Source organism: Pseudoalteromonas sp. T1lg21, assembly GCF_002964625.1.
GTDB classification, from domain to species: domain Bacteria; phylum Pseudomonadota; class Gammaproteobacteria; order Enterobacterales; family Alteromonadaceae; genus Pseudoalteromonas; species Pseudoalteromonas gelatinilytica.
Window position 1 is genome coordinate 104504 of record NZ_PQBX01000039.1, and the last position, 21433, is coordinate 125936.

General features: G+C 40.6%; 17 protein-coding genes. 6 read left to right on the forward strand and 11 right to left on the reverse strand.

Annotated features, from left to right (window positions below; genetic code table 11):
* Window positions 1–34: 34 nt before the first annotated feature.
* The 3 genes from gdhA to C2M25_RS08380 all read right to left on the reverse strand — a co-directional run bounded on the left by gdhA (window position 35) and on the right by C2M25_RS08380 (window position 4147).
* Window positions 35–1387 carry an NADP-specific glutamate dehydrogenase gene (gene gdhA / locus C2M25_RS08370; RefSeq protein ID WP_105180873.1) on the reverse strand — a complete coding sequence of 451 codons (1353 nt, stop codon included), beginning with the start codon at window positions 1385–1387 and terminating at the stop codon, window positions 35–37.
* Window positions 1388–1469: 82 nt separating this feature from the next.
* Entirely contained in the window at window positions 1470–1955 is a 486-nt protein-coding gene (locus C2M25_RS08375; RefSeq protein ID WP_063705020.1) for a hypothetical protein, read from the reverse strand.
* 2 nt (window positions 1956–1957) lie between these two features.
* Window positions 1958–4147 carry an LruC domain-containing protein gene (locus C2M25_RS08380; RefSeq protein WP_105180874.1) on the reverse strand — a complete coding sequence of 730 codons (2190 nt, stop codon included), beginning with the start codon at window positions 4145–4147 and terminating at the stop codon, window positions 1958–1960.
* 223 nt (window positions 4148–4370) lie between these two features.
* On the opposite strand from C2M25_RS08380, the gene C2M25_RS08385 reads away from it, so the two are divergent.
* Window positions 4371–6527, forward strand: a complete 2157-nt coding sequence (locus tag C2M25_RS08385) for an ATP-binding protein (RefSeq protein WP_063705015.1) — start codon at window positions 4371–4373, stop codon at window positions 6525–6527.
* Here the strand turns inward: C2M25_RS08385 and C2M25_RS08390 are convergent.
* The 3 genes from C2M25_RS08390 to C2M25_RS08400 all read right to left on the reverse strand — a co-directional run bounded on the left by C2M25_RS08390 (window position 6520) and on the right by C2M25_RS08400 (window position 9942).
* Complete coding sequence (locus C2M25_RS08390; protein WP_105180875.1) at window positions 6520–7917, reverse strand: M28 family metallopeptidase; 1398 nt, start codon at window positions 7915–7917, stop codon at window positions 6520–6522. The genes C2M25_RS08385 and C2M25_RS08390 overlap by 8 nt on opposite strands.
* 91 nt (window positions 7918–8008) lie before the next feature.
* Window positions 8009–9106, reverse strand: coding sequence for a hypothetical protein (locus C2M25_RS08395; RefSeq protein WP_105180876.1), 1098 nt, complete (start codon window positions 9104–9106; stop codon window positions 8009–8011).
* Complete coding sequence (locus tag C2M25_RS08400) at window positions 9103–9942, reverse strand: hypothetical protein (RefSeq protein ID WP_105180877.1); 840 nt, start codon at window positions 9940–9942, stop codon at window positions 9103–9105. The genes C2M25_RS08395 and C2M25_RS08400 overlap by 4 nt, the downstream gene beginning before the upstream one ends.
* Window positions 9943–10250: 308 nt before the next feature.
* Here C2M25_RS08400 and C2M25_RS08405 point away from each other — a divergent pair, with 308 nt between their 5' ends.
* The 3 genes from C2M25_RS08405 (at window position 10251) to C2M25_RS08415 (ending at window position 13905) form a co-directional block, all read left to right on the forward strand.
* On the forward strand, window positions 10251–11804 hold the full coding sequence (locus C2M25_RS08405) for a TonB-dependent receptor plug domain-containing protein (RefSeq protein ID WP_105180878.1): 1554 nt from the start codon (window positions 10251–10253) through the stop codon (window positions 11802–11804).
* Entirely contained in the window at window positions 11798–12739 is a 942-nt protein-coding gene (locus C2M25_RS08410; RefSeq protein ID WP_105180879.1) for a TonB-dependent receptor domain-containing protein, read from the forward strand. Before C2M25_RS08405 ends, C2M25_RS08410 begins: the two co-directional genes overlap by 7 nt.
* A gap of 65 nt (window positions 12740–12804) precedes the next feature.
* Window positions 12805–13905 (forward strand): tyrosine-protein phosphatase, encoded by a 1101-nt coding sequence (locus C2M25_RS08415; RefSeq protein WP_105180880.1) that lies wholly within the window; start codon window positions 12805–12807, stop codon window positions 13903–13905.
* A gap of 23 nt (window positions 13906–13928) precedes the next feature.
* Here C2M25_RS08415 and C2M25_RS08420 read toward each other — a convergent pair whose 3' ends face one another.
* The 3 genes from C2M25_RS08420 to C2M25_RS08430 all read right to left on the reverse strand — a co-directional run bounded on the left by C2M25_RS08420 (window position 13929) and on the right by C2M25_RS08430 (window position 16128).
* The gene (locus tag C2M25_RS08420) at window positions 13929–14837 is read right to left on the reverse strand and encodes a sensor domain-containing diguanylate cyclase (RefSeq protein ID WP_105180881.1); all 909 of its coding nucleotides are present in this window, start codon (window positions 14835–14837) and stop codon (window positions 13929–13931) included.
* Between the two features lie 61 nt (window positions 14838–14898).
* Complete coding sequence (locus C2M25_RS08425; RefSeq protein WP_063704997.1) at window positions 14899–15294, reverse strand: VanZ family protein; 396 nt, start codon at window positions 15292–15294, stop codon at window positions 14899–14901.
* A 3-nt stretch (window positions 15295–15297) separates the two neighbouring features.
* Window positions 15298–16128, reverse strand: a complete 831-nt coding sequence (locus tag C2M25_RS08430; RefSeq protein ID WP_105180882.1) for an alpha/beta hydrolase — start codon at window positions 16126–16128, stop codon at window positions 15298–15300.
* Window positions 16129–16287: 159 nt separating this feature from the next.
* On the opposite strand from C2M25_RS08430, the gene C2M25_RS08435 reads away from it, so the two are divergent.
* Window positions 16288–18135, forward strand: a complete 1848-nt coding sequence (locus C2M25_RS08435) for an ABC transporter ATP-binding protein (RefSeq protein WP_063704992.1) — start codon at window positions 16288–16290, stop codon at window positions 18133–18135.
* 73 nt (window positions 18136–18208) lie between these two features.
* Here the strand turns inward: C2M25_RS08435 and C2M25_RS08440 are convergent, their stop codons facing one another.
* On the reverse strand, window positions 18209–18625 hold the full coding sequence (locus C2M25_RS08440) for an MAPEG family protein (RefSeq protein ID WP_063704989.1): 417 nt from the start codon (window positions 18623–18625) through the stop codon (window positions 18209–18211).
* Between the two features lie 313 nt (window positions 18626–18938).
* Here C2M25_RS08440 and C2M25_RS08445 point away from each other — a divergent pair, with 313 nt between their 5' ends.
* Window positions 18939–20138 (forward strand): Nramp family divalent metal transporter, encoded by a 1200-nt coding sequence (locus C2M25_RS08445; protein WP_063704987.1) that lies wholly within the window; start codon window positions 18939–18941, stop codon window positions 20136–20138.
* 67 nt (window positions 20139–20205) lie between these two features.
* On the opposite strand, the gene C2M25_RS08450 is transcribed toward C2M25_RS08445, so the two are convergent.
* Window positions 20206–21432, reverse strand: coding sequence for an amidohydrolase family protein (locus tag C2M25_RS08450; RefSeq protein WP_105180883.1), 1227 nt, complete (start codon window positions 21430–21432; stop codon window positions 20206–20208).
* Window position 21433 lies beyond the last annotated feature (1 nt).

A 21433-nucleotide genomic window follows, 5' to 3' on the forward strand; every position in this document is an offset into this window, starting at 1 on the left:
AAATGGATGTCTCTTTAACTTTAATTACGAAACCTTATACAACTCCTTGGTTTAACATAGCATCTGCAACTCGTTCGAACCCTGCTATATTCGCACCAAGCACCAAGTCATGTTCATTCGAGTACTGCTTAGCTGTCGTTGAAATAGTTTCAAAAATAGAATTCATAACTTGTTGAAGTTTCTCATCAACTTGCTCAGCTCGCCACTTTTGCATACTGGCATTTTGAGCCATTTCAAATTGGCTCGTTGCAACACCACCTGCATTTGCAGCCTTGCTTGGCCCTAAAAAGACATTGTGCTCTTTAAATACTTTTAGCGCATCAGCTGTGGTTGGCATATTTGCGCCTTCACATACAACAGAGCAGCGATTTTCAACCAATGATTCTGCATCTTTTTTAGTAATTTCATTTTGTGTCGCACAAGGAAGAGCAATATCTGCTTCATATCGCCATACTTGGTGTCCATCGCTAGGGTATTGGTTTACGGGTGTAAACTCGGCATTTTTATGCTCATTCAAATAATCCCTAAGCTCAGCGCCACGCTCATTTTTTAAGTGTTTAACAAGAGTTACATCAAGTCCGTCTTTACAATATAAGGTTCCTTTTGAATCACTACAGCTAAGAATAACAGCATCGTATTGGTCAAGCTTTTCCATCAAATATAATGCTACATTTCCAGCACCAGAAACTAAGCATCGCTTACCCCTCAATGAATCACTTTTAGCGTCTAACATAGCATTCAAAAAATACGCAACACCATAGCCAGTAGCTTCAGTTCTCAGTGAAGACCCTCCCATAATCTCAGGCTTACCAGTTAGTACCCCCTGAAATTGATTAGTGATCCGTTTGTATTGACCAAATAAATAACCAATTTCTCTCGCCCCAACGCCAATATCTCCTGCAGGTACATCTGTGTTAGCACCTATGTGACGATAAAGTTCAGTCATATATGACTGACAAAAACGCATAATTTCATTGTCGCTTTTTCCTTTGGGATTAAAGTCAGCACCGCCTTTAGCGCCTCCCAATGGCAAGCCGGTAAGTGCATTCTTTAAAATTTGCTCAAAGCCTAAAAACTTAACCACACTTTGATTGACACTCGGATGGAACCTCAAGCCCCCCTTATAAGGGCCTAATGTTGAGCTAAATTCAATTCTAAAACCACGGTTAACTTGCACTAAACCATTGTCATCAAGCCAGGGTACTCTAAAAATAATTTGTCTTTCAGGTTCTACTAATCGCTCAAGAATTGCTTGCTGTTGATAAACGCTATTACCTTCAACTAGCTGACTAATTGATGAAAGTACTTCTTCAACAGCTTGATAAAACTCAGGCTCATTTGAATTAGACTCTTTTACTGATTGCAGTATCTGTTGAACATATTGCATAACAAAATCCTCTTTCAAGCTGTTGAAAATATTAACTCTATTAAAATTAAACTGAATAAATCATAAAATCGATCACTCATGTTTAACGAATAGTGAACACTGCTGATTGCCCTTCTTCATGCTGCCAATGAAAACGAAGTGGCTCATTTTGAGAATCATAAAACCAAACTTCTGCCACCAGCTCTAATGCACTATTTGCAAGCATCACAGTCGAGGTTAACTTGCTTTGCTTTAAAGGTGCGCGCAATAAGCATTGGTTGTAATCTGCTTTATTATCATCATCTTTTAAGCAGATATTTAAGTAGGCTCTGCTATCACCCATATTCAAATCTACATCTACACTCAGCTCAATTTTGCTACTTAAATCAAATTCAGGAGCAATTGTTAAGTCGACCATTGTCACAGGATCTGTACTCGTCTCTGGAGGTGTTGTTTCTGGTGGCGGAGTACTTGTGGTGGGTGTCTGCGTAACCGTTGTACTTTCCGCCTTGGTTGAAGTACTACCTTCTCCACCGCCACCACACGCCGATAACATTAAGCTAATGATTACTAAAGTATAATGTTTCATGATTATTCTCCTCGTAGAATAACATTTGCAAGTTTTGCATTATTAAACCAAAGAGGCTTATCTCGTCCTGCTGATTCAGCAAATGCTCTAAAGTCATCATACGCATGTGTTATATCAATACTCTCTTTTGGGTGCGCCCATGCGCTACCAATCTCCATTGCCCAAGGTAGACCAGTTTCAGTTTGGAAATAATAACTTTGAGCACTATTACTGGCATCATCAGAGTCAGTGATTGAAAATAACTGTGAATTGAATTTTTCGGTTGGTTGTTGATTCTTAATATGAACTTCCCAACCACGTGGGTTTTGTCCAACTAAAAACTCACCATGGTAGTGATCTTGAGCCGCGAAAATAAATGGGTCTAAAGTATATTTTGGCGCTTCAATTGTGGTCACTCCACTTTGAAGTGAAACGGTTAAACTAAACGAAACTTTGCTGTTGGTATCACAACCTGTTTCAGTTCTAAAGTAACTACAGCTTGATTGCTTATCTGTAAAATCCCATGTATCTGGCATGATAATAAAAATAGCATCCTCAACCCCTTGCTCTAAAATAGAATGTGATTGTGTTTCGCCATCTATAGTTAAATTAATTGAACTTGTATCAATCTGATTTCTTAATATTCGCTTATCAGCACCATCGGCTATCGTTTGGTACAAGCGTACTGCAAAGCCATTATGAAAATCAGCACCAATGCCAACTAATTCCCCTTCAATCTTGTAGCCCATGGCCTGGCCTTCTTTATCAATCAATGTAGTACGATAATTTACAACTAAATCGTTAAAGTCATAGTCACCAGCGAAAGGCCATTGATCTTCATAGGCAAGGGTTACCCAACCATTCTCACTTGGGTATACCAAACTGCCATAAGTGGTTACCGGATAGTCCTCCACTTCGCCGCCTGTTACCCCACCACTTGCGGTAATTGGGTTAGCTTCGCTGCCATCTGTGACACGAAAACGTGCCCATGTTGCTCCCATCACAGCATCACTCGGTACATCAACCAGCACACTGTTATCACCTTGATTTAAGCGATACTTGCTCACTGTGATTTCATCTGGATCAAACTGGAAATTTTGATCCCAATCGAACCAAGCATATAAATAGCCATTATCATTAGGTGCGGTCACTATTACCTGGCTGGTAGAGCCTGCAACAAAATCAGTAACAAATCTCACACCATCATCTGAACTATCGACCGGTGAAGCCTGTAAATCAGCAGGTGTGTTAATATTTTCGCCATCAACAACGGCTCCTAAATAAACTAAATTTGATTGGTCTTCATTAGGGTCAAACAAATGGCGGGCACCACTATGAGCAAGTGCTGTTTTATATGGCATGGGTGCATCACCAAAGTCGATAGAATTATCAGTTACTTTTACTTCAGCAATAGCACAGCGTGCACCATCATTTTGATTCGATGTTGGCCCTAAGGTAAACACTGAAGCAGTAGGCGTATAACCCATTACAGGGCTGGTGCTCAAATCTACTTTATGGATTTTACCGCTGCGGTTATTACTAAAATAAAACTGGCCTTGTACATCAAAATAGCCTGCACCATTAGCACCGGTATCACCTGCTATGTCGAGGTTAGCGACAAAAGTGGGTGTCTGGTTATCTAAATTTATTTCATAGAGGTCGCCGTTTGACTCAACCGCATACAAAAGATTGCTGTGTGGATGAAAAGCAAAATCATAAATAACTAAATTCCAGTTCGCTGAGCCTGCAACTAATTGTGCCTGATACTCGTCGGCCTCTTCAGTTAAATCAATGCCATATAAACCAAATTTAGGGTGGTATAAATAGTAAATCGCCTGATTAGTTTCACTATTTACATGAATATCACCAACATAAAAATTGGTATCTGGCAGGCCATTTACAGTCAAACGTTGTAAAACATAATCGTCACCAATACGCACAACACTTTTTGGTGCTTGTTTACTAAAGCCATACATATATTGGTCTTGATAATTAAAGCCAACCGCATTAACGCTGTCGTTATTCGTTTCTGTTGAAAAATCCATTGACGCTGCAAGCACGGTGGTTTTGGCTGATACCAGGTCAACGCCATACATTTGCGCAGGCGAACCTTGAATTAAAAATGCCTTACTTGGGCACTGTTCAAATGGTGCTGCACTTACGAAGCCAGTTGCAAGTGCGGTTATTAGGTAAGCGGGTATGTTACTTTTCATAATTACACTCTCCTGTGGATGTGTTATTACTCAAAGCAGTAACCATTCCAAAATACAACTCATTCTAAAACAAGACGTTATGAACAATTGGGCTGAGTATTTGCAAGATGCAAGAGGCATAGTTGCATAATGCAATTCTTTTTAGCTATAAAAGCAAATCATTCCCACTTAAAAGAATGACATGCTAGACTAGTTAGGAATAAAAATAATAATAAACCCCACTATGAAACTTAAAGCCTCTGTAATTCTGTACTTTGCCTTATCAATGAACAGTGCTTTTGCATCAACACTGCAACACAACATTGATGAAGCCAGAACAATCAGTGACTACCAAAAACGATATGACTATTTAAAAGCCATCGATAAAAAGCTTATTGAGTCCGCCAGCCTTGCAGAACAAGTCAGTTTTAACGTTAGATTAATTCACGTTCACATACACCTCGGCCAATTTCAACAAGCGCAAACTATCATTGATGAACTTGAAGCAAGCCCTAAATACAAAAGCGACGCCCCCATTTACAGCGAGTTATATCTTGCAAAAGCCCGCCTCGCCTACAGAGAAGGTGACTTAGTATCTGCAATCAATTTATCGCAACAAAATGTCGCCCTGTTTCAGCGTTTACAACTTATCGATTATGAAATTGATGCCGTGGCGAGCCTTGTCAGTGCTTATCATAATGCAGGCGAGTATCAAGCAGCCTTGAACTTGCTTGAGGTTTATATACACGACAAAAATCGTGAATTAACTTTAAAACAAAAAGAAATGCTCTACCATGGTTATTCGCGTAATCTTGAGCAGTTAGACCGGTTTACGCTTGCTCTAGAATATAAGCTAAAACGCCGTGAAGTTATTCAGCAGATGTCACCGTCCATCTCATTACAAGCAGGCATAAGTTATTCAATTGCCCAAAGTTATTTAGATTTAGAACAATACGAAAAAGCAAAGAGCGAATTTATTATAGCCCTTAGTTTTGATAGGCAAACGGGTTCACTTTCTGATATCGGACATAGTTTAGTTAAACTATCCCAATGCGAATATGGGCTAAAAAACTACAATGCAGCACTTGAATACGCACAAGAGGCTCAACAGGTGTTCGCAAGTTATAACAGCACACGAAATACTGCCTGGGCAAACCATAATATTGCGATAAATTTGCTCGAAGTCGATAAAGCAACTCAGGCATTAACCATTGAAAAACAAGTGATCACTGAACTCAAGCAAGACGATCACTTATATATTGATGTATTACTCACATTAGCAAAGCTATACATTGGCTCTACTGAGCACGAACAAGCTAAACATTTTGCTGAGCAAGCCTACAAGTTAAGCAACCAAAAAAATAAGCTGCAAAAGCAAATCACAGCCCTAGAACATTTGATCACTGTGGCAGTACAACAAGCTGATTACAAACAGGCATTTTCGTACCAACGGACTATTACAGAGCTTGAAAAAGGCTTTGCCCGCAACAACTACAATCAACGTTTAGCGGAGCTGCAAAACTCCATTGCGATGCGCGACCGCGATTTGGCCATTCAAGATTTAAAGCTCCAAGACAATGAAAAAAGCCAAGCAATTGCTTCACAGCGCCAAACTATCTTATACAGCATTTTATTATTTAGCCTTCTTTTAGCTGTAATGGGCATTGCTTTATTACGAGTAAGACAAAGAAAACAGCTTATTGAACAGCGCCGAAATTATCTAGATAAACAAATCAGTCAACGTAGTAAGTTATTATCACAAGTTGCTCACGAGTTAAGTGGTCCATTAACCGGGTTGCGCTTACACCTTGAAACGCTCCAAGCAGGCTTAACTCAATTTAATGAGCTTACATACGAAAAACTCAACCAAAAAATCACCGACATGGCAACTTTAGTAACTGATTTAAATAAAATTTCACTTTTAGAGCAAAGTAGCTTTCAGCTCAACGTAACAACAATTAATGCAGCTGAGTATTTCCAAAGCTTACACGCAGATATGCTGATCCAGCTTGATAAATTTGAAGTGAGATTCTCACAAAATGTTGCTGATGAATTAAACTTTGAGTGCGATGCAACACGGCTTTCACAGTTATTTGCAAACTTAATCAGTAATTCACTTAAGTACACAAATCACCCTGGTAAGATTAATTTGACGATTAGCCAAAACCAAACACAGCTTTTAATCTGCTATGAAGATTCAGCCCCTGGTGTCAGCGATGAAAGTTTAGCAAAGATTTTTGACCATCTTTATAGAGTACCAGACTTAAAAACGGTTAAACAGTCAGGCTCAGGCATTGGGCTTGCGATAGTAAAACAAATTGTCGAAGCCCATAACTGGCATATTACAGCTGTTCATAGCGAACTGGGTGGTGTCCGCTATGACTTAACGATTCCTATTTAGTTGATTTGTCTGGCCATTCAAACGCGCCAACATCACCAGGAAAAACAACCGGTGATTCAATACCGTCTTTGTTTACAGCGGCAACACCAAAATAGTAGTTATCGATAACAACATTTTTCAGTGTTGCTTCGGTGACGTTGCCAACATCGCGGCTAAATTGCCATTGTGGCTCACTGGTGTAACGCCAATAAATTTTATAACTGACCACCGTTGGATCATCACTTTTATGCCACGCTAATGTTGTACTTGGCTTTACAGCACCTGAAATACTAACACCCGTTGGCGGCGCTGGAGCCCACGCCATTGAAGCCATCGTCACTGCATTAAGTGACGTTAATTTCGCCGCATAGGCAAAATCAACATGGTCAATAGTATCACCGTAGGTAATGCCATCTTCAGTACGCAAGTCTTGATGCTGTTGATTATAATTTTCGTTGGTTTCCATTATACGCACAGCGGCAAAGCCAACATCGTTAAATGGACGGTGATGCCCTCCTCGACCAAAACGATCGAGTCGATATACCAACATGGTATCCAGATTTTCAATGTAGCGATCTGCGATTGTATCAATGTAACGTGCAAGGTTACGACTTGCAGAGTCAACTTCACCACCGGTAAAACGGCGTTTATGGGCTTGCTCTTTGGTTTCAATAACGCGAGTACCTTCAGAGAAGATACGTGCAGTTGTGTTATCTGTTACCCCATTAATGCCGGTTGAATTACCAATCATGTCGTTGTTTAAAACACCATGAACACGCCAATTATGCTCTTGTGCATATTTAGCTAAAATTTTACCGCCAAACAAGCCTTGCTCTTCACCAGATAAAGCTGCATAAACAATTGAGCCATTAAATTTATACTTTGATAAAACACGTGCCGATTCCAGCACGCCAGCCACACCAGATGCATTATCATTAGCCCCTGGCGCATCTGAGGTATAGTCCATTACATCAGACACTCTCGAGTCAATATCACCCGACATCATAACCATACGATTCGCATCAACTTGACCGCGCTGAATAGCCACAATATTGACCACTTCAACCGGGTTTGGAATACGCTTTTCACCGGAAATAGTGTCTTTTACTTCGATGATTTCTAGGCAGTTACCGCAGGCTTTAGAAATCGCCTCAAACTCAGACTTGATCCAACGTCTAGCTGCACCAATACCGCGTGTATCTGATTTCGTCTCAGAAAGAGTATGGCGCGTGCCAAAATCAACCAGCTTTTGAATATCTTGCTCTATACGTGTTTTAGAAACAGCATTTGCAATATCATGCAAAGCTTGTTGATCTTTATATTGAGGTGTTGTGGCTTGAGCTGCCGAGACCAATAACAGCGATGAGCTAAACAAAGCACCCGTTGTTGTTATTATTTTACGCTTTAACATAGTTTCACTCCTTCAATGAATCATTAAAGGCTAACTAATATTTCATTTCGCGCAATAGTTATGAGTTAGAAAACAAATTACTAGGTTAAAACTACGAGCCAAGCTTTAATTTAGACGCTGGCAGCTTCAAGCTATAGCGATAGCGAGCAGTTCGTTCGTCACGTTCACTATCAAAAAGATAATTACATGCAAAGCCTTCAAGCACGCGTTGCAGCTCAGTTTTAATTTTATTGCGGTTTTGATCTAAAGTTTTACCTTTTAAACCTTCATCAAGATCACGTATCGCTTTTTGGTGACCGCCATACTGCTGCATTAATTTGGCTAACTGCTGGCCATTGTTATGATCAGGCTTACCCTGCGGCGGATTTAAATAAGCAGGCTCGGCTTCAAGCTTTCTTTTTGCATACCAAAAATAATAAAGTAAAGGTGTCTTTGAAAGCCGGATAGGCACACCATGAATAATTACTTGCTGATTTGCTAAGTCAAAGCATAACGCATCATCAGCCTCTGCTGCTTTTAATGCTTGTTCAATGTTTAAACCTTGCTTTAGGGCTATGCTAAACCAACATTGTTGCTGCTCTTTAAGCGATGCCAATTGTAATTCTTGCTGTGCCGTTAAACCCTTTATTAAACCCTGTTGCTTTAAACCATCAAAACAGCGTGACTCTTCAATAGCTGTGCTTAACTTATCTTTCCCAGAGTTTACTGCATCAGGTATAGATACTTTTGGCCTGAAAGGTTGAAACTTAAAAATAAGCGTGAACAAATAATCAATAAGTAGACCTAGTGCAGTAAATGCACCTGCCCAAAATGCCACCAGCCAGTAGTTAAAGTTAACCGAGCTATCAATGCTTGCATAGAGAGTGTGATTACCAAATTGCCAGTTAAGTGTGTTACTTCCTGAAAGCTTTGTTTTACTTAGGTTTAACTCAGCTACAGTCAAAGAGGCCACTAAGTCAACCGGTAGCTTTGATACAAAAGTAATGTCATGTAAATCATCTACTAGTGAGTGGCTCATGCGCGAAAGTTCTTGGCTTTCATCTATGGCATTATTGAGTGAAGGGTTAACAACCTGAGGAAGCTGCTCTGCAAGTGTCATCATTAGTTGCTGCTTAGCATTTTGGCCAGATAAATAAATCAGCCCAACAAAAATAAGTAAAAATAATACAAGGGCTTTTAAGTAATTCATCTTAGCCCCTTATCGAGACTATAAGGATGCGTGGTATGAACCTTTAACAACCTTGACTGATATTGCTGTAAATAGGTTACAAGCGACGGCGCTAAATCAGCATATTGATCATTAAGGTACCAAGATAAGGTTGATGAAACATGCTGTAAAGGCTGTGTTTTTGAAGCTGGCCAACGCTTTAATTGCCCATGGTGACCGACACTCGGAATAATATCGAGTTTTTCTGCCAAGAAGTCATTAACCAAACTTTCTCTATTTGGGTAAAAAACCAATTGTGCATTATCAAGCCCTTGACCAAACTGTTTTAATTCACTCATAGGGGCTAAATAACCAGACTCACTGCGCTTGTCTTCGAGTAAACCTATTCGTTTATTCTTTAATGAATTTGCTGAAAGCTGCATATTGTCTTGATGTGAAAACCATGAAATCTGATAACTTGGCAAGCTTAATATTGCTGTATAAAAATCATCCCAATTTGGCAGTAGACCACTTAAGGCATAATCACGATTTAGAAAAAGCGCATAATTGTCACTGAGTAATTGTTCTGTACTTAGCATTTCTCTGGGTTGCCAATACACAGTGACAGTTTCAAAACTCTGCTTAGCGAGCAACGTATCGCATAAGGTCTGCGCAAACTCTTCAACCTGCCAATTAGTCGGCATATAAATATGAAAATGCTTTTTACCGCTCGTATTTTTTACTTTGCAGCTGTAACTGTATTGCTCTTTTAAAACCACAGGCTCAATTGTTTGCTTGCTTAAAAACACCATGGCAGGCAGTAAAACCAGTGTGGCAATAAGCAGTCTTAAAATAGTGAAAACAAAATTACGTGGCATTTTTTATTGTTAAAGGTGTCTTTTAAATGACTAATTTATAGCATTTGTATTACAAACTTATGAAAAACGATTGGGTTAGTTTATTTGTCATAAAAACATCAAATTTAACCTTTCATGTCCCCTTATTTGGTTAAGTAAATTAACTAAAAAGACATCTCTAAAATTTACCAACTCATTGTTTAATAAACACTAAAATTTAAAAGATATCCCTGTTTTTTATAACGATGCCAGTTTAACCAAACTGCAATATTTCTATTCCATTCTTTGCCCAACTTTTTAAAACATCCAAAATAACCCGGAGTATTCAAGTGACACCATTTGCTCGAAATCGATTAGCGGCTTGCGTAGTACTTGCCTGTTCATCGTCGTATAGCTATGCAGCACAGACAAACGACTATAACGAAATAGAAGAAGTCGTTGCTGTTGCATCCCCTATAAAAGACAGCCAAAAAGCAGCTATCATGGCAAAGCAATCTGCCTCTAACTTTGTTGATATTGTCGCTGCTGATACCATTGGCCGCTTTCCTGACCAAAACTTAGCAGATTCATTAGGTCGCGTTCCAGGCCTTGCTATTGAACGCGATCAAGGCCAAGCCCGCTATATAAACTTTCGCGGTGCACCATTTCGTTACACCACAATTGCCATAGATGGCATGACCATTCCTGGCGCTGAAAATGGCCGTATTCCGCGCTTTGACAGCTTCCCGTCTGTTATTACTAGTCGTTTATCTGCCAATAAAGCAATTATGCCTGATATGCCAGGCGAATCGATTGCTGGTTTTATTAATATCGAAACTTTTAACCCGTTTGATGTCGAGGGTTTCTCACTAGCCACTGATGTAGGTTTAGGTAATCAAGCATTAGGAGATGGTGATATTAGTAAGTTTTCAGTGCGAACGTCATGGTCAGGCGAAAATGTAGGTATTAGTTTATTCGCATCACAAAACAGCCGTGAACAAATCACGGATAACCGCGAATTCGACTTAGAACAAGTGGATTCAGAGCTTCTAGTTAACGAACTTGATATGCGTAGCTATAAAGTAAAACGTGAAGACGAAGCCTATGGTGGCCGATTTGAATATCGTCCGAGCGATTCAATGAACCGTTTTTTCTTTAGTACGCTGTACAGCAAATTCCAAGATCATGAAGAGCGCAACCAGTATGTGTTTGATTTTGCAGGCGGTGCAGAAGCTGCGGGCAGCAATCTAGCTGCCGGTGAAACAGGCACAGGTCTTGCCATGGTAAGCCGCTCTTTAGAGTATGGTTTATATGAAAACTCAACATGGACCAACACACTCGGCGCTGATCTCCAGTTAGGTGATTGGTTTTTAGAAGCGCGTACAAACTTCACAAAAACCGAAAACGATGTGTTTTTACCCCTGCCTTACAGTTTATATGGCGCTGCGGTCGCAAGCTATGATGTATCAGATATTAACGACCCTCTTGTCACACTTGCACCAGGCACTTCACTTAACGATATAGACTATGGCTACGAAATGCTGCTGGTTTACGGCAGTGCGTTATCGATTGATAGCCTGCAATTTAAGCTAGACGCAGAAACTGACTTTGCTTTCGCAGGGCTTAACAACACCTTTAAAATGGGGCTAGGCCATGACCAGCGTGAAGCACAGGGCTATGGCACAAATGGTGGCATGGGATCACTATATGGGATCAATCCAAGTGACTATGTAACTGATCAAGCGTGGCATACAGATTTCACAAACAGCATTAACGGCACTTACTTCGACAATAAACAGCTTAGAGCAGATTTAGAAAGCGCATCAGGTGGTCTTACGGTCACCCCAGATAACGCCAGCAAAATCAATATTGATGAAAACACACTACAGCCTATGCCATGGTGACCAACCAATTCAAATGGGGTTCTTTAGTCAGTGGTGTACGTATCGAAAGTACTGACTACACCAGCAGTGGTCCAGAAGGAGAACATTCTGATACCTTCACTGAAGTATTGCCGAGTGTGAATTTAAATATTGATTTATCTGATCAAGTTAAATTCAGAGCCGCACTTTCAACGGGTATGAGCCGCCCTACTTACAATGAATGGCGCGCATCAGCATCGATTGATACCACAGAGCAAACCATCTCGGGGGGTAATCCGTTCTTAGAGGCAGAGTCTTCATACGGCGTTGATATGTCATTAGAGTGGTATGCAGGCGATGCAAGCCTTGTTGCAGTAGGCGCTTTCTACCGGCACATTGATGATGTAATTTATGCGGATACGACCTATGTAGATGCAGGTAACTACATCAGTGAGTTTGCCGGTGAACAATGGAAGTACACAGGGTTTATCAATGGTGACGAAGGTCACTTCCAAGGTATCGAGCTTAACTTTATTGGCCAAGCCAGCGATTTTATCTCTGAAAGTTGGGATGGCTTTGGTTTCTCTGCCAACCTAACCCTCTTAGACAGTGAATTTACCACGCTTTCAGGTAGCAGCTTTAGTTTACCAGGCACATCAGACATGATTTTCAACAGCTCTGTTTACTATGAAAACGACCTATTCTCCGCGCGTTTAAATTATCAGTATCGTGATGATTGGTTATCAACCACAGAAAACGACAGCATGGGTGAATATTGGGCTGCACAGACCCGTTTAGACCTTTCACTGAGTTACACATTAGCAGAGCCTGTGTATGGTTCAGATGTGAGTTTTTACGCCAACATCAACAACCTTACCGATGAAATTGACGTGCGTTACATCGGCACAGAAGCCACCCCTAACCAAATTGAACGCTACGGCCGCCGTTATATGGCGGGTGTTCGCATCAACTTCTAACCTACTTTTGAATTTTCAGCTCAGAGTTTAATCGCTCTGAGCTGACTAATAGCCAAGGAATAACCATGAAAACAATATTTAAAAAAATTGCCATTGCTGCTTTAGTCTCATCAACACTTGCAGCTTGCACAGCAACTGCGCCTAAAGTCGCTATTGAATCCGCACAAACTAATTTTAATAATGAAAACTACCAAATTAGCTGGCAGCAAGATGTCTCTGCAGCTGTTGATGTTCTGGTATCAACAACACCAGATTTAACGAATGCAACACTCATTGCTGATGATATTACTACCAATGTATTTAATTGGTCACCAAGTGATAAGCATCAGCGTTATTACTTTTTTGTAAAACCAGAAAATGGTGAAGTAACTATGACCACAACGCGACTAATTCCACTTGAAGGTGGCCGTAACTTCCGCGACTTAGGCGGCTACAAAACCCAAGATGGCCGCACTGTAAAATGGGGCAAAATTTACCGTTCTGGGGTTTTAGCGAATCTAACAAACGACGACTATGCGCTTATCAATAGCTTAAATATCGATACCCTTGTTGATTTTCGTGCTAATTCAGAGCGAGATTCAGAAGTCACAGTGTGGGCTGCTGATAAGGTTGAAATCATCGACCGTGACTACGAAATGGACTTTGATATGGGACAAATCGGCAAAGTGCTTCGTGACCCTAACCTAAGCCGTGAAAAGCTCGAAAATGTGATGGTACAAATGTACCCGCGAATTGTAGAAGACCAAAAGCAAAACTACACACAGATGTTCGACCGCTTAGTAAATAAAGATGGCGGTTTATTGTTCCATTGTACGGCAGGAAAAGACCGTACAGGTATCAGTGCTGCATTGATTTTAACTGTGCTAGGCGTTGATCAACAGACAATTATGAATGACTATCTTGCATCAAACGACTACCTCGATTTTGAAAATATGCTTGCTAAGGACACTGGCAAAATGGACCCAAAATATGCAGCTATGATGCAGTTTTTTGCCAGCCTACCAAAAGAAGTAGCGATGCCACTTAAAGGGGTTACTCAGCCTTTACTTGAATCTGCAATTGAGAGCATGGAGCAGCAACACGGAAGCGTACTTAATTACATTCAAGCTGAATTAGACGTAAGCGATGAAGACATTCAAATCCTGCGTGCTAAGTACTTATTGTAAATAACACTGCATTCACTCCAAAGTTACCCTGTGTTTTTAGCGCCGGGTAACTTTATTCCTTCATTATAAAACACCATGCGATTACCCCCTTCATACTTTGCTTTGTACATGGCTTTATCAGCACACTGAATGAGATACTCTGCGTCACCATAATGCTCAGGGAACAATACGGCGCCTATACTTGGCGAGTAAATAAGCTCTGCGTCGTTATAAATTAAGGGTTGGCAAATCTCGGTTATTAATTCATCAACCATTTCGATGACGTCTTTTTTGTGTTTAATGCTATTGAGGATCACCACAAATTCATCGCCCCCTAAGCGCCCTACACTATCTTCTTTTTTTAAGACATGACGAATACGCATAGCAATAGTTTTTAAGAGCTTGTCGCCAGCGCCATGACCATGAATATCATTTACTTGCTTAAAGCCATCAATATCGATAAACAGTACTGCAATCACGGTTGAAATGGTGTTCGCAATTGACAATGATTCCTCGAGCTGGGTGGTTAAGAAACTGCGGTTGGGAAGATCGGTCAGAGGGTCATGCCCTGCCATATAAATCAGTTTTTGTTCGAGCTTTTTTTGCTCTGTAATGTCATAAGCAATAGCTACTCTAACTTGCTTTTCTTTTGACCAATAAACAGACCACAAAACATGCACTACTCTGCCATCTTTTCTAACCCAGCGGTTTTCAAATCGTGGATGCTGATCATTAACCACTATTTGATTAATGGCATTGATGGTTTTGGCTCTGTCTTCTGGATAAACAAAGTCCAACATGTTTCTATTGATGGCTTCTTCTGGCGCGTATCCGAAAATTGTTTCAAAGGCTGGATTAGTAAAAAGTAACGTGCCTTTGGCATCAACTACGCATACTGCATCGAGTAGAAGCTCAATAATGTCTGACAAGTAATCCGATGTATCTATGTTCATACGCAACTTTTAAGCTAGGTCTACACTGAGTATAGACGAAACCTAACAAGTCACTGAAAGTTTAGACCTTAATTGGATATAACTTTTTACAAAGCCAAGCTGAAAAAGCACTGAATACGGCAATACCCGCAAAATCAGCGATTAAATCAACAAAATCTAGCGTTCGAGATTCTACAAAATACTGGCTTAGCTCTTCTAAAATCACAAATGTACTTACAATCAGCACAGCTAAATAAATAGGCCGCCCAGCAACGTTCATTGTTTTAAACTTAAAGGCAAGGTTGATGAATAGCGTAAGTAGTCCAAATAAGCAAAAATGCCCCAACTTATCACCGTAAGGAATTGCCGCAACAAGTTCGAAAAACACCGACTTTTGCCCAGTATTGGCAAGATAGATAACCCAACCAATAAAACCAAAAAAGCCGATAGCAATTAACACAAGAATACGTTGAAACATCTTTTATGGCGCCATATGAGAGTTTAAAAATAAAAATTGATAGGCAATCACTTTATTCCAATAGCGCCAGTCATGAATGCCCGGACGTTCAACATAATCATGGCGGATGCGCATGTTTAACATCGCCTGGTGTAGCGCTCGGTTTTGCTCAATAAAAAAGTCATCAACGCCTATATCAAGCATAATCGGTAAGGTATCAGCGCCTTTTTTCCATGCCGTATTGCCAGCAGCAATTTTATGAAGGTTATTAATAATGGCAATGCTATCCCATTTTTCTTTGTTTTCAGCGTAACTGCCTAGTACTTTTGCAAGGTCAAACTCTGCACTAAAGGGCCTAACATCAACTCCAGCAGATATTCCTGAAACTGCTGCAAACAGGTTTGGGTGATTTATTGCAATGTGCAAAGCACCAAAGCCACCCATTGATAAGCCTGTGATTGCACGGCCACTTTTAGACCGATTGGTCGAATATTTGAAATCGATATAATTTAGTAAATCGTCTGCGATGTAGGTTTCGTATTGCGAGTTTTTGTCGATATCAGAATCGAGATACCACGAACCGAAGTTACCATCTGGGTTAACTATGATGACATCATATTGGTCTGCCAGTTTTTCAATGTTTGTCAGCTTAGTCCAATCGCTGTGATTACCACTGTAACCGTGTAATACATAGATAACATTGTACTTTTTTGAGTCTTGATAGCCATCCGGTAATGTCACCGTTACAGGTTTTTCGATGGCAGTTTTTTTACCCTTAAATATGTGGGTATCGGTTTGGTATGCACAAAGCGGTAAGCTGAAAATGAGGGACAGCGTACAAAGCAACTTTTTCATCATTAATTCCTTTTTCTTATTATATTTTCATTTCTCAGACTAGATGTAAATAACTGAATAGTTGATAGATTTTAATCTTAGTTTTTAAATTAAATGAACTGCTAAAAAACCACTCAAATGGTATAGTAAGGCCACTTTGATATTTAAAAAGCGTCGTGTATGTATCGTTTATTTGAGCGGATGACTAATCCGTTTCCTAAAGAACAACCTTCTCAACCACCTAATAGCTTATTTGCTTTTTGCCGTCATTATACCCGTGGCATGGAGCTTTCATTGCTGCTGATGTCGTTAAGTGCCGCAGCACTCGCTATTTTAGAAGTATCGCTATTTAGTTACATGGGGCAACTGGTCGATTGGCTTGGTCAATACACCCCGGATACCTTGTTTGTTGAACAGCAGGCTGAACTGACAAAAATGGCAATTATGTTGCTGGTGGTGTTACCTATTGTCGTGTTCTTTCACTCAGCGGTGTTACATCAAGCACTGCTTGGTAACTACCCTATGTCTATCCGTTGGTTAGCCCACCGTTATTTGCTTCGTCAGAGTGTTAGTTTTTATCAAAACGAATTTGCTGGCCGTATTGCGACAAAAGTGATGCAAACCTCATTAGCTGTTCGAGAATCTGTGATGAAATTACTCGATGTACTTATGTATATCGTGGTCTACTTTGGTGCTATGGTGTTTTTGGTCGCAGAATCTGACTGGCGTTTAATGTTGCCATTATTGATTTGGCTGGTTTTATACGCCGCTATTCAAATGTATTTTGTTCCTAAGCTAAAAAAAGTAGCCAGCTCGCAAGCTGATGCACGCTCAGAAATGACCGGCCGTGTGGTGGATAGTTACACCAACATTTCGACTATCAAATTGTTCTCGTACACGCAGCGAGAAGAGCAATATGCAAAAGATAGCATGGATGTGTTTTTACAGCCGGTATACAAGCAGATGCGCTTAGTTACTAGCCTAAACTTCTCTATTAACACGCTAAATTATTTATTGGTATTCAGTATTGCAGCCCTCTCTTTGTATCTATGGTCAATTAGCGCCATCAGTGTTGGTGCAATCGCCATTGCGGTAAGTTTATCACTGAGATTAAACGGTATGGCACAGTGGATCATGTGGGAGATCAGTAGTCTATTTGAAAACATTGGTACTGTTGCTGATGGTATGAAAACGCTATCAACACCGATTGAAGTGGATGATAAAGAAAACGCGAGTACCCTTGAGGTTAATAAAGGGTCGATATGCTTTGATAATGTGCAATTTAACTATGGTAAAGCTGCCAACGAAACCCATCGCGGCCCTGTTATCAATGGTTTAAATCTAGATATCAAACCGGGTGAAAAAATAGGTTTAGTGGGTCGCTCTGGTGCGGGTAAATCTACCTTAGTGAATTTATTACTGCGTTTTTATGATGTTGATTCAGGCACAATTCGTATTGATGGTCAAAACATCGCTGAGGTAAGCCAAGAAAGCTTACGTAAGCACATTGCGATGGTGACGCAAGATACCTCACTGTTACACCGCTCAGTAAAAGATAACATTCTTTATGGTAGACCCGATGCAACTGAAGATGAAATGCTTGCGGCCGCAAAGCAAGCAGAAGCAATTGAGTTCATCGAAGACCTTGAAGACAGCAAAGGCAATAAAGGCTTTGCCGCACAAGTTGGTGAACGCGGTGTGAAGCTTTCTGGTGGTCAACGTCAACGTATTGCTATTGCACGAGTCCTTCTAAAAGATGCGCCAATTCTTATATTGGATGAAGCAACCAGTGCGCTTGATTCTGAAGTTGAAGCCGCGATTCAAACTAGCCTAGACGATTTAATGACTGGCAAAACTGTAATTGCCATTGCACACCGTTTATCAACTATTGCGCAAATGGATAGGCTCATTGTACTTGATGAAGGTGGCGTGGTTGAACAAGGCTCTCATGAGCAATTAATCGCACAAGGTGGCATCTATGCTGCCCTGTGGTCGCATCAAACCGGTGGCTTTATCGGCGTTGAGTAGCTAGGTTTTCACTATTAAAAAAGGCATTGAATGAATTTTCGTTCAATGCCTTTTTTATTGTTAGCAATGCTGTTTAAATCAAACGTAAACCAATCATAACTAGCATCACACTATTTGCCAAAGCAGCGATTAAAAAGAAATAGCTGCGTGGGCTTGGGTTCTTCTCAGTAGCCACACCATAATACAGCAGCATATGAATGATTCTGGCTATCACATACATCCAAATACACAGTGCAAATGCACTACTGTTCAAGTTTAAAAAGAACCCAAGAAATACGGTACCTAAAAATAACGGGCTATTTTCTAATGTATTCATAAATGTGCGATGTGAACGAAAAACAAAGCTGTCATGGCTTAATGAGTTATCGAGTTTACCAGGCACTGCATTGGGTTGTTTGGCTTTAGTGACAGAAGCAATTATCCACTGAATAGTCAGCATAATTAGATAAACATACACAGCTGCGTATGCTGAAAAAGTAAGTTCAGGCATTTTCATTTCCTTTTGTATAACAACATGAATGCCTATCCCTTGCAAAAAACCAACCAAACCACAAATTAAAATAACTTACTGATTTTAAATGATTATCTATTTATTGAAAACTATGTATGCAGTGCCACTGCTACCCACTTTATATAAAATTTACAGAGTGGATTGGTATTAGTTAACACGCGAACTTTACGCGACTCACCTCTTTTACTTTACCCTTGCTTCGACTCTCTATAGTCTTAAGATCTGTTTTATATAACGATAGCTGTTTTATCTATCCGTTAATGTACTAAAAATAATAATAAAAGGTTTTATCATGCGTTTAGGACCCGGACTTCTTGTCACCGCTGCTTTTATCGGCCCAGGTACCATCACCACTGCCAGTGTTGCTGGTGCTAATTTTGGCTTTGCTCTTATTTGGACTTTATTGTTCTCTGTTGTAGCGACTATTTTGTTGCAATCCATGGCTGCTCGTCTTGGTGTGGCTACAGGACTTGATTTAGCGTCTGCACTTAGAACCACCATTCAAACACCAATTTTTAAAGCCCTGGCTGCTATATTAGTAATAAGTGCAATTGGTATTGGCAGTGCAGCCTATGAAGCAGGCAATCTGACTGGTGCCAGTTTAGGACTGCAAGAAATAATGCCGTCAATAAGCCCAATACTCTGGACTCCCCTTATTGCAATTTTAAGTGCAGTGCTTTTGTATACTGGCAAACATAAAGTCATTGAGGGGGCGTTAATTGTTTTAGTAGTGTTGATGAGCTTAGTGTTTATTTCAACGCTAGTGATGGCGGCTCCACCACTTGGGGAAGTACTAAAAGGCTTTATACCCAGCTTACCAGAGGATTCTCTCACTACCGTGCTTGCCTTAATTGGTACAACTATCGTGCCCTATAACCTATTTTTACATTCAGGCGTGCTTGCTGAAAAACACGATAGCTCAAAAAACATCGACAAAGTCATCAAAGAAACAAATCTTGATACCAGTATTTCGATTACTTTAGGCGGCATAATTACGTTAGCCATTTTATCGACAGCATCAGTGGCATTTTATGGAACCGACGCTGGAAAAATATCAGCGGCAAATATGGCTGTGCAACTTGAGCCTCTTTTAGGGGGTATGGCTCATTATTTCTTTGCTATCGGTTTATGTGCGGCCGGACTTACTAGTGCAATAACAGCCCCTCTTGCGGGTGCTTACGCTGTTTGTGGGATGCTGGGCTGGTCAACGCAAATGAGTAATACACGCTTTAAACTCGTTGCTATTGTTATCCTTGTTTTCGGTGCACTGGTCGCATCGCTTGGGCTTGATCCGGTTGCGGTTATTATCTTTGCGCAAGCTGCCAATGGTTTATTACTTCCAATTGTGACCTGTTATCTTGTTTGGTTAGTGAATCAAAAATCTGTGATGAAAGGCTACACTAATTCGCTGTTACTTAACCTTGTGATTGTGCCAGTAATACTGCTTATATTTGGCCTTAGCCTTTATAAACTAAGCAATCTAATTTTTTAGCTTTTAGTTTGAAAATATGTATTAAAAAAAGGCCGCAAATTTGCGGCCTTTTTCATATGCTGAACGCTTATTTAGTATAAGCGCGAGGCATCGTTGAGTCAGTTGTATAACGGTCGCGTAGTTTGTCTTGACGCGCTTCGGTAGAAACTTCTTCACCGTTGATCCACATTTTGCTCACGTGAGCTTTAAAATCAAACGGATCGTCAGACCACATTACAAGGTTTGCACGCTTACCTTTTGCAATCGTGCCCGAGTTTAAGCCAAAAACATCCGCAATATTACTGGTTACGGCACTTAGTGCACCTTGCTGGCTCATACCGTAAGACACAGCATTACCTGCATCAAAGCGTAATTGGTATACATTGTGGCTTGAATCACCCGCAACACCAATAATGACTTTAACACCGGCTTTTTCAAGCTTCCCTGCGTTAGCAAGGTTTGCATGAAGTGAGTCAAAGCTGCCTGGTAAGTTTGCCATTGAGCTGATGATCACAGGCACGTTAGCTTTAGCGAGTGTATCAGCAACCACAACGGCATCATCACCGCCATGAATTACTAAATTAATGCCATAAGTTTCTTTCAACTTAACAAGCTCATAGATGTCTGATGCACGTTGAACACTCGCAATCAGAGGCATATCACCAGCCAGTACAGCTGCTAGCACTTTTTGCTCTGTCGATGGCTCTTTTTTGTCATCTTTTTTAGCTGACTTTTCGCCTTCAAGCTTGTCGATAAGTGTTTTCATCGACATAGCACGTGAGCCTTTGCTCTTTTCGCCTAGGTGAACAACAAGTGCAACTTGCTTTTTATTCACACTTTCAAAACTACCTGATAAGTCAACCACAGAGGCAAGACCCGCAAAGATACTGTCACCACCACTTGGTACAATTACATCCTGAGTAATGCCGCCTTTGCGAGCATAAGGAATTAAGCTACTGCGAGGATTAAATGCAAGGCTTGGATCAAAATCAATCCCCGCTTTGTCGTCACCACCATCACGTGAGCCATCAACTGCACCCACTTCGACTAAGCCTAACTGGTTCATTGTGCCAATAAAGCCAGCAGTTACGATTTGGTCTTTGGCGTCAATCGTTGTATCCGCGTTGATAGAGGCAGGGTTAATAGCAACAATTTTGCCATCTTCAATAACAACGCTTGCGCCTTCAAGTACGCCTTGCTCTGTTGAAGTGTGTAGTGTCGCATTGACAATCGCGAGTGATGCAGCACTTGCTGTCGCAGAAAATAAGCCAGCAGCAACAAGTGACAGCTTTAATGATTTAGTTAATTTTGTCATC

Bases quoted from the DNA above. Each gene is read 5' to 3' on its own strand.
- C2M25_RS08440 (WP_063704989.1), bottom strand. From the start codon at position 18,625: ATGCCTGAACTTACTTTTTCAGCATACGCAGCTGTGTATGTTTATCTA.
- C2M25_RS08390 (WP_105180875.1), bottom strand. From the start codon at position 7,917: ATGTTAAAGCGTAAAATAATAACAACAACGGGTGCTTTGTTTAGCTCA.
- gdhA (WP_105180873.1), bottom strand. From the start codon at position 1,387: ATGCAATATGTTCAACAGATACTGCAATCAGTAAAAGAGTCTAATTCA.
- C2M25_RS08450 (WP_105180883.1), bottom strand. From the start codon at position 21,432: ATGACAAAATTAACTAAATCATTAAAGCTGTCACTTGTTGCTGCTGGC.
- C2M25_RS08395 (WP_105180876.1), bottom strand. From the start codon at position 9,106: ATGAATTACTTAAAAGCCCTTGTATTATTTTTACTTATTTTTGTTGGG.
- C2M25_RS08400 (WP_105180877.1), bottom strand. From the start codon at position 9,942: ATGCCACGTAATTTTGTTTTCACTATTTTAAGACTGCTTATTGCCACA.
- C2M25_RS08385 (WP_063705015.1), top strand. From the start codon at position 4,371: ATGAAACTTAAAGCCTCTGTAATTCTGTACTTTGCCTTATCAATGAAC.
- C2M25_RS08375 (WP_063705020.1), bottom strand. From the start codon at position 1,955: ATGAAACATTATACTTTAGTAATCATTAGCTTAATGTTATCGGCGTGT.
- C2M25_RS08415 (WP_105180880.1), top strand. From the start codon at position 12,805: ATGAAAACAATATTTAAAAAAATTGCCATTGCTGCTTTAGTCTCATCA.
- C2M25_RS08430 (WP_105180882.1), bottom strand. From the start codon at position 16,128: ATGAAAAAGTTGCTTTGTACGCTGTCCCTCATTTTCAGCTTACCGCTT.
- C2M25_RS08435 (WP_063704992.1), top strand. From the start codon at position 16,288: ATGTATCGTTTATTTGAGCGGATGACTAATCCGTTTCCTAAAGAACAA.
- C2M25_RS08380 (WP_105180874.1), bottom strand. From the start codon at position 4,147: ATGAAAAGTAACATACCCGCTTACCTAATAACCGCACTTGCAACTGGC.
- C2M25_RS08420 (WP_105180881.1), bottom strand. From the start codon at position 14,837: ATGAACATAGATACATCGGATTACTTGTCAGACATTATTGAGCTTCTA.
- C2M25_RS08425 (WP_063704997.1), bottom strand. From the start codon at position 15,294: ATGTTTCAACGTATTCTTGTGTTAATTGCTATCGGCTTTTTTGGTTTT.
- C2M25_RS08410 (WP_105180879.1), top strand. From the start codon at position 11,798: ATGGTGACCAACCAATTCAAATGGGGTTCTTTAGTCAGTGGTGTACGT.
- C2M25_RS08445 (WP_063704987.1), top strand. From the start codon at position 18,939: ATGCGTTTAGGACCCGGACTTCTTGTCACCGCTGCTTTTATCGGCCCA.